The following is a 14,257-nucleotide window of genomic DNA, read 5'->3' as shown; positions in this document are numbered from 1 at the left end:
GGGCGAACCTCCCGGCCCGCTGCATCACCCAGGGCCGCGTCGAGGCCGACCACGCCCGGCTCTCCCCGCGCCGCGTCTCCAGCCTCCTGCTCGACCCGGCTCGCCTGGATGCGGCCGGGTTCGGATCGGCCGGGTGCCCGGCCGATCCGATCCGTCGCGGGCTCCTGTGTCGTGAGCGGCGCCCAGTCCGGAACTCGACGTCAGCTGGACCAGTTGCCGACCCAGACGTGCGCCGCGTTGTTGTTCTTGAGGGTCGAGTTCAGGTTGGTGCCGGTCCACGCCGGAATGTGCTGGCAGGCGTAGGCGCACCGGTTCGAGGAGTTGTAGTCGACCCGCAGGGTGAAGCCATTACGGTTGAGAACGTAGGCGGCGTCGTTCTTCACCAGCATTCCTTGGCCCTTGCCGCCTCCTCCGAAACGTTCGGTGGTGATGGCCGTTGCCCTCGAGAACCCGTAGAAGGCGCCCGACTCGTTCGAGTTGTAGTAGTAACAGGCGTCGTACAACTGGCAGTTGCCGGATCCGGCGGCCTGTGCCGACGGGGCGATGGCCACGGTGCCTGCGGCGACCGCGACTGCGGCGACCGCTATCGAGAGAGCTCGTCCAGTTCGCATGAATTACCCCTTTCAGGGGCTGTTTGCTGGGGTTGACTACCGCCAGGCGTCCCGGAAATCCGGTCAGCGCTGTCCGGTCACCTCGGCGCAGAAGCGCAAGGTTGCTTCGGTGCGGCTCTTGAGGTCCGCGAGTTCGGCCTGGTGGGCGTCGATGTCCCGCTGCTCGTACGCGGATTCGACGGCAAACCAGGTGCCGACGACGTCGCTGTCACGCATGCAATCGCCGTGTGCGACCGCGGTGGCGATCTCCTGCGGTGATGCGGTCGATCCCTGCTGCCAGCGCGGGTCGGCCGACGCGTCCATGGGCGTGGCGTAGTCGAAGCCCTTGGCGCGCATACAGTCGGACCAGGTCCGGAACGCGGTGGTGACCCGCTCGTCCCGGATCGAGTGCTGCATGTTGTTCATGTTGATGTTCACCACGACATCGGGGTCCTGGGTGAGCAGGCCCTTGGCGGCGAACTCGGCGTCGACCTCCTCGACGCAGCCGCGCTTGCCGACCAGTGCATCCTGTGCGGCGTCCGACATCGATGGCAGCACGTGCTTCGGTACCGGGACGCCGGGGTCCCGATACCCGTACTGCGCGGCCGCCGCCCGGTCCGCCCCATACCGCATTTCCGACTGGGTATTGGGGCCGGCGCCGGCCGTCGCGACGGGGAGGGTGACATCGAATCCGCGCCGCTTGAGGCATGCGGAGACGAGGATGCTCCGAGCGTTCTGGATGAGCCGCATCTGGTCGAGGTCGAGGAGGTAGGGCTCGATCGGAAGCAGTTGCCCGTGCATGTCGGTCAGCCGCTGGGGCGCCGCGATCGACGGTGGTGGCCCCTGTTCCGCAGGCTGCGGGGTGCGGGGCGACTCCGACGCTGCCGCCTTCCCGCCCGCGGCTTCGTCATCTCCGGCCGCGCAACCGGCCAGGGCGAGAGTCGTCGCACAGGCAAGCGCCGCGAGGACGTGCAGCCGGGGGCGCGCGACCCATCTGCCGCTCACCTCACACGTCCTTGAGCCGCGGCTGCATGGCGTCGATTTCCAGCCGCTGCCACATCGATTCGGCCATGGTGATCATGCGCCAAGTAGAGCCGGAGCCGACTGCCACGACTATCCGGAAAGCGAAAGTGGAATCGAACATTCCGGCTTGCGTAGACCTGACTTGAAGTGTATAGGGCGATTGACGTTAACCGTCCTTGAAGGCGCACTGCAGACGGGGCGGCGGGTCGACCGACAGGTTCCCCGAGGCTGCCGCGGACGAGCCCCGAGGCGTCGGCCGGTTCCCTTTCACATCGGCGGATCGACGACAGGAACAAAGCATCGAGCCCCGACCCGAAGGAGCCCCGGCCACCACCACGTCGCTCCCCGCCGTCCCAACCAGAGGCCGAGTCGAGGGCTCGACTGCTGCCGTATCGCGGAGGAGCCGGCCCGCTCGCGGCCATATGCATTCACCGACAGGACATTGCAACAGACTCAAAGGCGAAATTGCATTAGCTCACAAGATCATTGCAACGAAGTGGAGGCCCTGAGCTGCTCGTTCGCCAACTTCAAAGCAGTACATGATTGATGAAATTTTGAATGCAATGTACTTTCCAGCCACAGTGAAGATCACCAAGAGGTCACGCAATCCCCTCGACGGGGCACCAGCAGGCCGGTCCGATTTCACGCCCCAGCCCCGGCCCAACAAGAGGATCAACGCCCATGCACATCGTCAGTGAGTCGTTCTTCCAGGATCCTCAGCGTGACCTCGATCGAGGCGCTCGGAGACCTGATTCCATCCGATACGCACTCCAGGGCTGCGACGAACGTCGGCGACACGGATCGTTCATCCAGCCACTGAGCCAACCACCGCACGCCCCTTCTCGGCACAGCTCGCCGCAGCACTCTGCAACCACTTCTCGAAATTTCGATCCCAATCTCCCCCCACCCGCCTCAACTCTCAACGAACAAGGAGATTGATCGTGCGCAGATCCCTCAAGCGTGCGGCCGTCGACTTCGATGCCGGCGCCGCAGCGCTCGTGGCGGTTGTGTCCGCCAGCGTCCCGGCGTAGGTCCAGTCATACGGCGTCTCGTCTGCGGAGCTCTACCAGAACGCGATCGGCGGCTACACCAGCCCCACCGGTGAGGTCCTCTACGACGCCCAGGACGATTCGTTTTTGCTGATCGACCGCAAGACGGACGGCCACGGCGTCACGATGGTCGTCTACGCGTCGTACAAAGGCGTATGGAAGCACTTCACCACGAAGACCAACAACGGCTTCGGCTTCGCCACCAGTACGACTAGAGCCTGTTCTGGGTTCGGATCATGTGGTGGGTCGGAGGCTGCGGAGCCAGAGGATTGCGCCGCGGAGGTGGAGTCCGGCGAGGTAGCTGTCGGGCGTCTTGTCGTATCGGGTGGCCAGGCCTCGCCATGCCTTGATCTTGTGGATGCAGCGCTCGACGGTGTTGCGGTCCTTGTAGAGCGTGGCGTCGTGGCCGATCGGTCGACCTCCGCGTGAGCCCTTCTTCTTGCGGTTGGCGGCCTGGTCGACCTTCTCGGGGATGACCGCCTTGATCCGGCGTCTGCGCAGGTAGAGGCGGGTGGCGCGACTGGAGTAGGCCTTGTCGGCGGCGACGGCGCCGGGTCGGGTGCGAGGTCGGCCGACGGGGCCCCGGACCCGGATCCCCTCGACGACGGCGACGAAGCGCGGGTTGTCGGCGGCTTGTCCGGGAGTGACCACGAAGGACAGCGGCCGGCAGCGGCGGTCGGCCGACAGGTGGATCTTCGCGGAGAGTCCGCCGCGCGAACGGCCCAATGCGGCCGTCCTCAGCCTGGCCCGGTGTCGGCGCCGCACCCGCCGACGCTCCGCGCGCGCCGCCTCGTCCCCCGCTGCGGGCACCCCTCCGTCACCGGCCCCTTTTGCCCCTTTCGAGAATCCCCTTTTCCTCGTCGACGGCCTTCTCCACCTCCCGCAGGAGTTCGGCGTCGACGACCATCCCGGCCGCGTCCTGATGCGCACGAACGACGGTGGAGTCCACGCTCACCAGGCCGAGTTCGACCTGCCCGCGGGCGGCGGCCTCGGCGATCATCGCCTCCATCAGGGCCCGGAACGTCCCCGCCAGGGCCCACGCGTGGAACCGCTGGTAGACGGTCTGCCAGGGCCCGTACCGCTCGGGAACGTCCCGCCACGGACTGCCCGTGCGAAAACGCCACATCACCCCGTCGAAGCAGTCCCGCAACCGCCCCGGATACGGGCCGCGCTCCCCGATCGGGAGGAACGGCTCGACCAACTCCCACTCGCCATCGGCCAGATCACCACGCGTCATCCCGACCTTGTATCAAGCAACCGCCCTCCCGCGCAGGAAAACCAGTCCGAAGATTGGAACCCAGAACAGGCTCTAGCAGCCTCCCCGCCAACATCCCGAAACGGATGCAGACGAAGGAGAGCTCATGAGCAATGCCGGATGGTTGCTGGTCGTCGCGGTCTTGGTTGCTGGTCATGTGGGGTGGCTGGCCGGCGTTCTGGCCTGTCGCAACGGCAAGTCGAAGACGGAGGCGCTGGCATACGGCGCAGGCGCGGCCTCATCCGCCTTCCTCTTGTACTGCTCGGCGCGGGGAACAATCTGAGAATCGAGCCTCGGTCACAACCAGTGACCACGCGGCGGATCCCGTTCCCGTGAACGACGCCCGGTTGGACGAGGGCGGCGCTCGTGGTGGTGTCGAACAGGCTCTGGTGCCCCGGGGCGGAGTCGAGGCCGTCCTGGGAGGTGGACTGGGTGGCCGCCCTCCAGGTCGTGCGGCGCGTCACCGCGCAGGTGCGGCGAGCTCGTCGCCTGCGGTCCCTCACCACCGTGACCAATCGGTACGGTCGAAGGCGTCGCGCAGTGCGGCGAGTTCGGTGCGCACGCGCGCGCACTCGACGTTTCGGGCATTCCGATCCGCAGCGACGTGAGCGTCGAAATTGTCCTGGACCCGCCCGGCCACATACGCCTGCCCATCGTCGACGACGAAATCATCGACCGGACGGTCGCCATCCAATCCCTGGCCGCCCGCGACGTCCGACTACTGACCTGCGACACCGGACAGCACACGCGCGGACGCGCGGCCGGTCTGGCCGTGACGAAGATCCCCGCCAAGGACCCCGGCCCGGGACCCGACCCGACCGCACAAACCGGCAACGGAACAAGGGTCAGACGAAACGAGCGCAAGGCCGCCCAGGCAACAGACACACCGACGCAGACCGATACCGCCGGCTGAGCTATGGCCTTCGGTCGTCGTCAACCGTTCCCCTCCCGCCCAGGGTTCCGTCATCATGAGGTTTCGGACCGTGACGACCCGAAGGAGTAACCAGCGCATGGGCGAGCACAACAAACCGGCTCCCGACCCGTCCAAGGGCAACCCGCCGCCGGGCAACAAGGACGGCCAGCCCACTCCGGAGCCGACCCCGGACGGCCGCCACAAGAAGGACCCCAAGTAGATGGCCGGCGCCCTCGAGGAACGCCGCCGCGCGCTGGACGAGGCGATGCGGGCGCGCGGGGCGTGGCCCGGGGACGCCCCGTGGGTGCGCGCCGCGTTCGACGCGCTGCCCCGCCACGAGTTCGCGCCCGAGCGCCTGTGGGACTGGGACGGGAGCACGTATGTACCCGTCGACCGCGGCGCGAGCCCGGATCGGTGGGCCGAACTCGTCTACGCCGGGCCCGACGACGCGGCCGTCACCGAGGTCACCGACGGCATCCCCTCCTCGTCCCTGTCGGCCCCTGCGGTCGTGGCGACCATGCTCGACTCCCTCGACGTCCAACCCGGACATCTTGTCCTGGAGTTGGGCACCGGGACCGCCTGGAACGCGGCACTGATCGCCCACCGTGTCGGCACCTCCGGGCAAGTCACCAGCGTGGAGGCTTCGACGAGACTCGCCGACACGGCGGCCCGCGCGGTGGAGCGTGCCGGGGTTCACGTCGACATCGCGGTCGGCGACGGCAACCTCGGCCGGCCCGGAACGGGACCGTACGATCGGGTGATCGCCACCTACGCCGTCGACCACGTCCCCTGGCCCTGGATCGAACAGACCACCCCCGGCGGCGACCTGGTCTTCCCCCTCGGCCGCATGGGGCACTTCGCCGTCACGGTCGCCGACGACCACCGCAGCGCCCGCGGCTGGATGCACGGCCTCGCCCAATTCATGAACGCACGCGACACACCGCCGCCCGCCGCCACCATCCGCTCCCACACACAGGTCCGCGCCGGCCGCGCGCCCGACGCCAAGCGGGGCGTCGACCGCGACATCACTCCCCTGCACACCGACGTGAACCTGCTGTGGGCGCTGCGCATGGCTCTGCCCGACGTCGTCTACACCACCGACACCGACGAGGACGGCGTCAACGCCTGGATCCACGACGGCGCCTCCTCCTGGGCCGTCGTCACCACCGAGCCCGACGGCAGCGCCCGCACCGAACAAGGCGGACCCCGCCGCCTGTTCGACGCGGTCGAAACCGCCTGGGAAGCGTGGACCGCACACGGACAGGTCAGCCGCTGGGACCACGGCATCACCATCGGCCGGGACGAGCAGTACGTATGGGAGCGCGACCCCGACACCGGCCGCCGTTACCCCCTCACCACTGCGACACCCGCCCCCGGCTGAACTCCGGGCCCTCAACCGCGCCCGGGGTCCCCACGCCGCAACGGCCGGGACCCCGGGTATTCGGTCGGGACTGGTGGTGGATCCGCCGAACCGGATGATGTCGTCCTCGGCCGCTCGCGCGGAATGCGGCGCCCGGGCGCCCCGCTGCGATCGGCACGTTGTAGCTCTACCCTTCGAAGGCCTGGGCCGCGATGGCGTTCGCCGTTGCGGGGGCAAGGCCACGGTGATCGACAAGCAGGCTCACGAGCGTCGCTTTCGTGGTCCGCCGCCAATCACCCGGGTCCGCTGTCGAGCGGGGTTCAACCGCCTCTTCAAGGCCCGCAAGACGGGCTTCGAGGGCTTCGGCGCAGGCGGTGAGCGTGGCTTGGGCGACGGTGTCGAGTGCGTGGACGGGTTCGGGGCCCACCCCCGCTGCCAGGATGGTCAGCGCGGCGAGGCGGGCGAGGGCGTCGGTCAGTCGGTCCGGCCGGGCCAGTGCGGTGTAGCCGTGGGCGGCCGTGCGATACCAGTCGCCCAGGGTGTGGGGTGCTTTCGCCCAAGCGTGTTCGACGAAGGCGAGCCACAGGTCCTCGCCGTCGTGTCCCCAGCGGCTTGGAGTGGCGAAGACGGCCGTGGTGGCGCCACCCGGCTTCCACTGGTCGTTCTCGGCGGCCCACAGGATGTCGTCGGTGCTCAATGGTAGGTCGACGACGTGTTCTCGAAGGAGCACGCGGATGTCCTGGCGGGCCCGCTCGAGGGTGAAGTCGTTTCGTTGCTCGTCGTGGGTCAGCACGTGCAGCAGTGCCATGGTGCCGAAGGTGGGGATGTCGATCTCGTGGAGGAGGCGACGCATGGCCGCGTCGTCGCACCACAGCGGGGCGGTCTTGTCGAGGGCGAGCTGGGCGCCGGCCAGCCAAGGAGGGTTGTCCAGGGTGGTGTAGCCGTGTTCGTTGAGGCGGGCGAGCAGCGTGTGGTCGTCTCGGATGTCGTGCGGGTTGAGGGTGGGGATCGCGTTGATCAGGTCGGCTCGCCGTTCCCGTAGCGCGCGTTTGTCCTCGTCGCGGACGTGTGTCATGATCACGTGCCCGTCGTGGAAGCCGAGTTGGCCGCTGGTGCGCAGGATTTCGTCTAGGCCGACGCGGGTCTTGACGAGGTCGTCGTGGCAAGGCGTGGCGATGAGGACGTCGGCGAACTGCGCGCGGAGTTGGTCGAAGCGCTCGGGAATCAGGTTCGCGACGACGGCTGTGCCGGTGTCCAGGATCACCGTGCCGTCCAGGGCCGTGCGGGCCGCGGTGAACTCGCTTGCGAGGAGCTGGGGTTCGTGAGTGGCGGCGGGGATGAGGCCGCCGGCGCGCAGGGCGTACGCCAGGCCGACGGGGCGCTCGGCCCGTTCGGCCAGGACGGCAATCGGGATCGCGCCGATACGGACGCCGTCCTCGGCCGCCGCGATCGTGCCTTGGCGGGGACCGAGCGTGGTCCGGACGAGGTTGACGAGTTCATTCGAGGTGGCGGGGATCCTGCGGAACACGGGGTTGTGCGGGGAAGCCCGGTCCACGAGGGCGCGGAATCTGGCGACTTGGTCTTCGGTGGGATCCCATCGCTCGGGACGATCCGAGCTGTTCGGGTCTGCCGGGCCCGCGGTGGCGCCGAGCAGGGCGCCGGCGATCTCTTCCGACAGGCGGGTGTCGGTCCGGAACCGGTCGGCGAGGTCGAGGCCTTGTTCGGCCGCGGTCGTGTCCCACCCGGTCTCCGCTTTCAGGCGCAGCCACATCCGGGCCTGGTCCGGGTTCTCGATCGGAGGGCGGAATCGGCGGTGGGTGTCTTCGGCCGCGTCGAGGCGGCGGGCGTTGATGGTTCACGACGTGGGCGTTCCTACCGTAGCCACGGGCACACGAGGTGTGTTCACCGGGACTTCCGCATTCGCGCAGGCGTCCACCGTGTTGCCGAGCCCGATGCGGCACCCGAGTGCTCGGGCTGTGAACGTGGGCGTCGGCACGGCGCGTTCCGTCCTCGATCCGCTCGCCGTGCCCTGGTTCACCACCGTCTACCCGACCCGGCGGCCGGATCGTGTCGGCCACTGGGGAGCAACTGCGCCGAGCTCTCGGTGGTGCGGTTCCGCGGCGGCCGGGCCGATGTCGACCACATCGTTGGCATGGACGACGCCGGTCCTCTTCCGGCCTCGGGTATCGCTTCGGCTCGGGCCCGGCGTACCCGCCGCCACCGCGATGGTCGGCACCGGCTCGATGGGCACTGCCCTCCTGGCGGGGCGCGGTGTCGGCCGGTTCCTCACCGGCGGCCTCTGGTCGTACTCGCCGTGAGGTGGGTGTCTCGCCGGGTTGACGTGGTCTCGTCCGTTCACTTCACGCCGGCAGGCCGTTCGGAATCGAGCGCCGGTGCGGGACCCAGCACAAATTCGCAGATCTCCATCCCGACGAACGAGGTGCGGTCGCGGTCGAGTTGAAGCCACACGCGGGGCTCTTCCTCGTCGTCAAGATGGACCCACGCGATGTCGGCCCGGGCCGTGGGACCGCTCCGAAGGTAATTGCAGCCCTGCCGGCACCCGCACCAGCCGTGGAACCGCAACCGCTCCACAACCTGTGCCAGGGCCGGCTCACCCTCGGCGACCAACGCCGCGCCCAGGAACGAGACCAGCGCGGGATAGACGTCCGCAAGCAGCGGTGGCTCACTCTCGCTCACCCGGCCAGGCTACCGGCGCCCCGTACGATTCGAACCTCGCCGTCGACCGTGTACGGCCGCGATCCTGCCGACGGACACCGACACCGCGGTGCCGGTGCCGGTAGACCTGGCGTGCCGGAGCCGATCGCAGTCGCCGCCCCTGACGAGGGTCATCGCCCGGAACACACCGACATCTGTCGAGCCGGAAAGGCGTTGGCGCATCCGCCGATCGGCTGCGCACGGCCCTCGAGGCGTGACGACGACGGGGCAGGCAGCCGACGGGACCGACGACTTCGCACAGGCTCGCACTGCGGCGTGCGACTTGATCGACGCGATCCGCGCCAGCGGCCGGGAGGCGCCGGCCGCGTTGTCGTCCCAGGAGCGGCAGGCAGGCGGTGTACGGCCACTTCGATCGGCTCCGGTCGGCCGCCGAGCGCCGGGGACTCGGGCCGGGGATGCACGAGGGCCGGTGTGCGTTCGCCTGCGCGGGTCGTGGCGACGTATCGACGCCGTACGACGAGGTTTCGCGGGCACGGTCGCGGTGGATCCGCTTCCTCACCCGCCGCGACGAGTTCCGGTTCATCCTCCACCCGCCCCGGGTCCCCGCCGGGCATCCGGCCTGGACGTGCTCGCGATCGGCGACGACGGTCGGCCCACCCAGGTCGAGGCCACCGTCCTGATCGATGTCGCCACTCGCACCATCGCCGCCTCCGGCAGCTTGTTCCTGTACTCGTTCGAGACGCCCGTGTAGATCGCTGTCGTGGCCGCGTTGGAATGGCGTCCGGGGCCGGTACGGTCTTCGCCGTCGCGGGGGCCGTGGTCGGCGGCGTCCCGGTCCTCATCCTGATCGCCTACGGCTACTCGCGGAACCGCCGCCGACGGGCCTATGTGGGCTGACGGCGACCCACCGGCGCGGCTGGAGCCCGCTGCGGCGGAACACCTTTCGGCCACTCATCCCGGACACCCGACGCCGTGCAACTGGTCCCGGGCGTCCTGGTCTGCAGCATGAGCGCCCGCCCCACCAGCCCGCGACGCACATGCGAACCTCGCCCACTCCGAGCACCGCGGACGACACGTTCTTCGCCTGGCCCCAGGCGACCGCGTGCCTCGCCGACGACGCGAACGCGATTCTCGAGCGCGTGCACACCGTCCACGACTGGTACGTCCTCGCCATCCTCGACCACTTCCATGCCGACCGTCCGGACCCGAGTACCCGTCGCGGGCGAAGGCCAAGACTCAGGATCAACTTGCTTCTACACCAGGCCCTTGTGCAATCCCTTGTCCACGCGCAAGCCCGTGCCGACTTCGGCGCTGGGGCCGTTTGCGTACTGTAGTCGCGCGGGCGGCGTCGCCCGCTGTTCGATGCGACCCGCGGACTGATTCGGTTGTCCGACCGGGCCGAGTCCCGCAGCCACAGCGCTCGCCTTCGAGGACTGGCCCTTGTTCAAGCCCTTGTCCAGGCCGACGTTCGCGCTGGGGCTGTGTGCGTCCTGTGATGGCGCGGGCGGCGTCGCCCGCTGTTCGATGCGACCCGCGGACTGATTCGGTTGTCCGACCGGGCCGAGTCCCGCAGCCACAGCGTTCCCCTCCGAAGACAGGCCGTTGTCCGAGCCGTTCTTCAGAGTGGCGTTCATGCTGCGGCCGTCTGCGTTCCTTGATGCTTTGGGGGGTGTTGCGCGCAGTTCGGACGTCGTGGGCCGTTCGAGCGGGCTGAATCCCATCGCGGCGCTCCCCGCCGCCTGCGCTGCACCCGCCCGTCCCGTGCGGGGGGCGGGTTCCTTGGGCGTTTGTCCTGTGGCGTTGCGAGATTCCTGGGCTGCCTGATTGGCGGCGTCGAATTGCCGTTCGCCCTGTGCGGCGACGCGTTTCCGCAGACCCGCGTCTCTCTCGGCGACGCGTTCCCGCAGACCCGCCTCTCTCTCGGCGACGCGTTCCCGCAGACCCGCGTCTCTCTCGGCGACGCGTTCCCGCAGACCCGCGTCTCTCTCGGCGACGCGTTCCCGCAGACCCGCGTCTCTCTCGGCGACGCGTTCCCGCAGACCCGCGTCTCTCTCGGCGACGCGTTCCCGCAGACCCGCGTCTCTCTCGGCGACGCGTTCCCGCAGACCCGCGTCTCTCTCGGCGACGCGTTCCCGCAGACCCGCCTCTCTCTCGGCGACGCGTTCCCGCAGACCCGCCTCTCTCTCGGCGACGCGTTCCCGCAGTTCTGCCGGGCCGGCGACGATGCCGCCTAGCCGGTCCCTACCCGCGGCACGCAGGACGGGCACAACGGGCACAGGCTGTTCCGACACCTCTTCCCATCCCGAGTCCCATCCCGAGTCCGAGTCCCATCCCGAGTCCGAGTCCCATCCCGAGTCCGAGTCCAGCAAATCCTGGGACCTTCCTGCGGTTCGGTCGGGGCCGGGCAGCCCGGTGGGGCCCGCGGGTTTCACGAGCTTTGCATATTCCTTCTCGACGTCTAGGAATTCCGATTCGTCTAGGCCGAGTTTGTTTCGGACGAACTTTTCCTTCGTACGCCACGCATCGGCGGACACGCCGAACCTATACGCAAGCCGTTCGTCGTCACTCATGCCGGCAACCTTGGCGAAGTGCGCCGCCATGCGACCGTCAACGTTCGGCCCGAGCACCGGGCTGAGGCTTTCCTCCAAGGGTCTGAGGGGAGCCAAGTCCTCTGCCGTGCGCATCCGTTCGGCGATCGCCGCGAAACGCCGCTGTGCGCGCCTACCTGGAGGCAATCTGTTTGTGATCCTGGTGAACAGTCCCATAAAGGGTTGCTTCTCCCTTCGTCGGGGGCATCGCCCCGCGAGGTCGTGTGCGGAGGGTGCGCCGCGACAGGTCTCCCCCGCCTCAGCTTGCGCAGCGTGCGTCGGTCGCTGCCTTGAACAGGAATTCCGCCCGCTCGTACGAGAGCCGCCCCCCGCCCGGACTGCGAGCACATGCCCGCGGGGCCAAGCTTCAGGGCCCCGCCGGGCTCGGCCGCCGTTCCGTGAGGAACACCGGTCCTTGTGTCCTGCCCGCCACCAACCGCGCAAGGAGACTGAGCATCCCGGAGCGCCACGTCACCCAGGCATCGCCCTCGCCGTGCCGGCCTCGTCGGTCCCGCACATCCAGCTCCTCCACGTCGAGCGCGAGCACTCTCGCCGCTCGGTGCCGGTTCCACGGCGCCGCCGCAACGACGCCCCGCACCCTGCCCAGGACGCGGGGGACTTGGTCGGCTGTGAGTGACGCCATGGGCATCCCGTCTCCGAGCGCCTCTCTCAGCCGCCGCAGGAAATCCCGCTCGGCCGCGTTCCGGGTCAGCAGCGCGCCCGCAGCATCGCCTCGAAACCGCGCCGGATCAGCAGCTGGTCGCAGCGTCCGCGGCCCCTGACTCGGGCTACTGCTCCAGCGCCGCGACCAGCGCGTCCTGGGCCGGCTCCTCGGCGACGCCGACATCGCGCACCATGCGGGTGAGCGCGGCGATGATCACGGGCGGACCCCGCCCGGTTCCAGCCCACCGGTGACCGGCAACACCCCGGTGGGCGGTCAGCTCCCCGATGAAGGCGCCCATCTCGGCGTAGCGCCTGCCGTCGGGGGCGGTCTCGGACGCCTTGGACATCATCAGGCAGCGCATGGGATCACCCGATCTCTTTTCGCATGCCGCTAGGGGTGCACTGACGCGTCGTCTCGGTCCATGTGACAGGGAATCTCAGTGTTTCTGTCACATCGGCGGATCGACGCAGGAGCAAACACCGAGCCCTGGCCCGAAGGAGCCCCCACGTGCATGAGCAACCACGCCCCGCCGCACGGCGGTTCCCGCCCCATCACCGACTGCCATTCCCCGGGGCAGCGTGCGGCGCTGGAGCGGATGGCCGCAGCCGGGAGTGGTCCTCGGTTCCCGTCCCCAGGGCCTCGTAGTCCGTCATCGCCACCGCCCAGCCACGGCGCAGGAAGGAGTTGAGCATGCCGTGCGGGGAGGCGTTCATCGGCGAGGCCCCGGTGTCGCCCCGATCCCGGGAGGGCGCGACGAAGTTGGCGACGCCCACGGTGCCGTGGGCCCAGCTGACGAGCGGATAACCGTCCTGGGGCACCGGATGCTCGTTGCGGTCCGGCAGCACGATGATCCCGGAGGTCGCCACCTCGTTGCCGCGCACGTCCTGCGAGCGGTGGAGGACCAGCCAGTTCTCGCCCGCCTCCAGCGCCGCCGCGGTGTTGTCCAGCTTCCGCACATGGATCGGGTCCCCCGGGACGCCCTCGGGCAGCGGGGACGGCGGGATGTAGAACGCGTCCCCGGCCGGGCCGTTCTCCACCGGGTCGATGACCGGCGTGGTCTCGTTCACAGGCTTCCTTCCGTCGACTTCTCGAACAACACTGCGACGCCCCCGCGGCACCGGGGCGACACCCCGGCGGCCTGCCGCCCGCCCCCGCTCGAAGACCGACCGGGGACGGCCCGGCCACCACCGGCCGAACACCGCGCCGCGGACCCAAATCCCCGGCAGCGCACCGGACTTACCCACCCACACCCTCATCCATCCGCCCGCGCCCGCCCCGTCCCTCGAACGAGGATTTCGCGGGGTCGGGATCGATGGTGACGCCGGTCGTTGAGGGAGGGAGCAAGCGGGGTCGACCGGGTCGGGTCGGGTTCGCAAACAGGTCCGGCCTGGGAAATCGGGAATCGCCCACCGGTACCCGAGCCTTCCGTTTGCTGCGGTGCGCGCGGCGGTGGTCGTCTGCGGTTTCGTGGTCACGGCGTCGTTCGGCGCGTGGTCTTGGAGGGCGGACCGGTCGGGCTCGATGCTCGCAGGGCCGGCCGGGCCACTATCGGTCGCGGAGACGAAGTGCCGGCAGCAGACGGAGACCACATGGTTTTTGGATCACCCTCGGCGCGCCGGCGGGTCGCGGTTGTCCTGGTGTGCGCCGTGACGATGTTGCACTGGGCGCACCCGACCGTTCCGGGCGACTGGAGCCGCCCCCGAGCTGATCCCGCCGCCGTCGATCAACCGGGGATGTGGGTCCCATGAGCTCGGTTACCGCAGCCGATCACGGCTGGATCGTTCCTCGTCCTCGCTGTTCGGAGTTGCGCTGGGAGCCGGGTACACGCTGACGTTGGTGCGGGGCGTGTCGCGCGCGGGGTTGGCAAACCTTCGGCCGGGTGTGTGCGAGACGCGCCCGCGACGCGGCTCGACGAGGTCCACGGACACGGGATCGGCAGTCGCCAGAGATCGGGCACCGAAAGGACAAAGCTCCTTCCGTGTGGACAAGCTCGATGTCGGCGCGGCGGCCGCCCGGCCCTTTTTCGGCGCAAATCGATGTCCCGGGCTGTCGACGGACGGCGATATTCACGACCCGACGCGCAATCGAACCCGACTCCGCGCCCTGATATCCGCCTATGCGGCGATTTCCGGTCCGGCT

The 14,257-nt window shown here is 69.2% G+C and carries 16 protein-coding genes; 6 read left to right on the top strand and 10 right to left on the bottom strand.

Features of this window, described 5'->3' with window-relative positions; genetic code table 11:
• Positions 1–200: 200 nt before the first annotated feature.
• The 5 genes from OG928_RS32755 to OG928_RS32735 form a co-directional block, all read right to left on the bottom strand.
• A complete protein-coding gene (locus tag OG928_RS32755) occupies positions 201–611 on the bottom strand; it encodes a hypothetical protein (protein ID WP_406290569.1) in 411 nt (136 codons plus the stop codon).
• Positions 612–674: 63 nt separating this feature from the next.
• The gene (locus tag OG928_RS32750; protein ID WP_406290567.1) at positions 675–1,595 is read right to left on the bottom strand and encodes a hypothetical protein; all 921 of its coding nucleotides are present in this window, start codon (positions 1,593–1,595) and stop codon (positions 675–677) included.
• 1 nt (position 1,596) lies between these two features.
• The gene (locus tag OG928_RS32745; RefSeq protein ID WP_406290565.1) at positions 1,597–1,734 is read right to left on the bottom strand and encodes a hypothetical protein; all 138 of its coding nucleotides are present in this window, start codon (positions 1,732–1,734) and stop codon (positions 1,597–1,599) included.
• A gap of 1,162 nt (positions 1,735–2,896) precedes the next feature.
• The gene (locus OG928_RS32740) at positions 2,897–3,592 is read right to left on the bottom strand and encodes an IS5 family transposase (protein WP_406290564.1); all 696 of its coding nucleotides are present in this window, start codon (positions 3,590–3,592) and stop codon (positions 2,897–2,899) included.
• The gene (locus OG928_RS32735; protein WP_406290562.1) at positions 3,480–3,899 is read right to left on the bottom strand and encodes a transposase; all 420 of its coding nucleotides are present in this window, start codon (positions 3,897–3,899) and stop codon (positions 3,480–3,482) included. The genes OG928_RS32740 and OG928_RS32735 overlap by 113 nt, the downstream gene beginning before the upstream one ends.
• A gap of 124 nt (positions 3,900–4,023) precedes the next feature.
• Here OG928_RS32735 and OG928_RS32730 point away from each other — a divergent pair, with 124 nt between their 5' ends.
• From OG928_RS32730 to OG928_RS32715, 4 genes are all read left to right on the top strand, one after another.
• Entirely contained in the window at positions 4,024–4,200 is a 177-nt protein-coding gene (locus OG928_RS32730; RefSeq protein WP_406290560.1) for a hypothetical protein, read from the top strand.
• Positions 4,201–4,521: 321 nt separating this feature from the next.
• Positions 4,522–4,830 (top strand): hypothetical protein, encoded by a 309-nt coding sequence (locus tag OG928_RS32725; RefSeq protein ID WP_406290558.1) that lies wholly within the window; start codon positions 4,522–4,524, stop codon positions 4,828–4,830.
• 97 nt (positions 4,831–4,927) lie between these two features.
• Positions 4,928–5,050 carry a hypothetical protein gene (locus tag OG928_RS32720; RefSeq protein ID WP_402239811.1) on the top strand — a complete coding sequence of 41 codons (123 nt, stop codon included), beginning with the start codon at positions 4,928–4,930 and terminating at the stop codon, positions 5,048–5,050.
• Positions 5,051–6,211, top strand: a complete 1,161-nt coding sequence (locus OG928_RS32715; RefSeq protein ID WP_406290556.1) for a methyltransferase domain-containing protein — start codon at positions 5,051–5,053, stop codon at positions 6,209–6,211. It begins immediately after the preceding gene.
• 166 nt (positions 6,212–6,377) lie between these two features.
• Here OG928_RS32715 and OG928_RS32710 read toward each other — a convergent pair whose 3' ends face one another.
• Positions 6,378–7,961 (bottom strand): PIN domain-containing protein, encoded by a 1,584-nt coding sequence (locus tag OG928_RS32710; protein WP_406290554.1) that lies wholly within the window; start codon positions 7,959–7,961, stop codon positions 6,378–6,380.
• Positions 7,962–8,545: 584 nt separating this feature from the next.
• Positions 8,546–8,887, bottom strand: coding sequence for a hypothetical protein (locus tag OG928_RS32705; protein ID WP_406290552.1), 342 nt, complete (start codon positions 8,885–8,887; stop codon positions 8,546–8,548).
• 604 nt (positions 8,888–9,491) lie between these two features.
• Here OG928_RS32705 and OG928_RS32700 point away from each other — a divergent pair.
• Positions 9,492–9,617: a hypothetical protein gene (locus OG928_RS32700; RefSeq protein WP_406290550.1), complete on the top strand. Its 126-nt coding sequence runs from the start codon at positions 9,492–9,494 to the stop codon at positions 9,615–9,617.
• A gap of 23 nt (positions 9,618–9,640) precedes the next feature.
• Positions 9,641–9,763, top strand: a complete 123-nt coding sequence (locus OG928_RS32695) for a hypothetical protein (RefSeq protein ID WP_406290548.1) — start codon at positions 9,641–9,643, stop codon at positions 9,761–9,763.
• 356 nt (positions 9,764–10,119) lie between these two features.
• Here the strand turns inward: OG928_RS32695 and OG928_RS32690 are convergent, their stop codons facing one another.
• The 3 genes from OG928_RS32690 to OG928_RS32680 form a co-directional block, all read right to left on the bottom strand.
• The gene (locus OG928_RS32690) at positions 10,120–11,631 is read right to left on the bottom strand and encodes a hypothetical protein (protein WP_406290546.1); all 1,512 of its coding nucleotides are present in this window, start codon (positions 11,629–11,631) and stop codon (positions 10,120–10,122) included.
• Between the two features lie 611 nt (positions 11,632–12,242).
• Positions 12,243–12,479, bottom strand: coding sequence for a hypothetical protein (locus OG928_RS32685; RefSeq protein WP_406291346.1), 237 nt, complete (start codon positions 12,477–12,479; stop codon positions 12,243–12,245).
• A 190-nt stretch (positions 12,480–12,669) separates the two neighbouring features.
• Entirely contained in the window at positions 12,670–13,185 is a 516-nt protein-coding gene (locus OG928_RS32680) for a hypothetical protein (protein ID WP_406290544.1), read from the bottom strand.
• Positions 13,186–14,257: the final 1,072 nt, after the last annotated feature.

This window comes from Embleya sp. NBC_00896 (assembly GCF_045207785.1).
In the GTDB taxonomy this organism is placed as follows: domain Bacteria; phylum Actinomycetota; class Actinomycetes; order Streptomycetales; family Streptomycetaceae; genus Embleya.
Note: the sequence above shows the minus strand (reverse complement) of the source record. Positions and strands in the feature narration are given on the sequence as shown.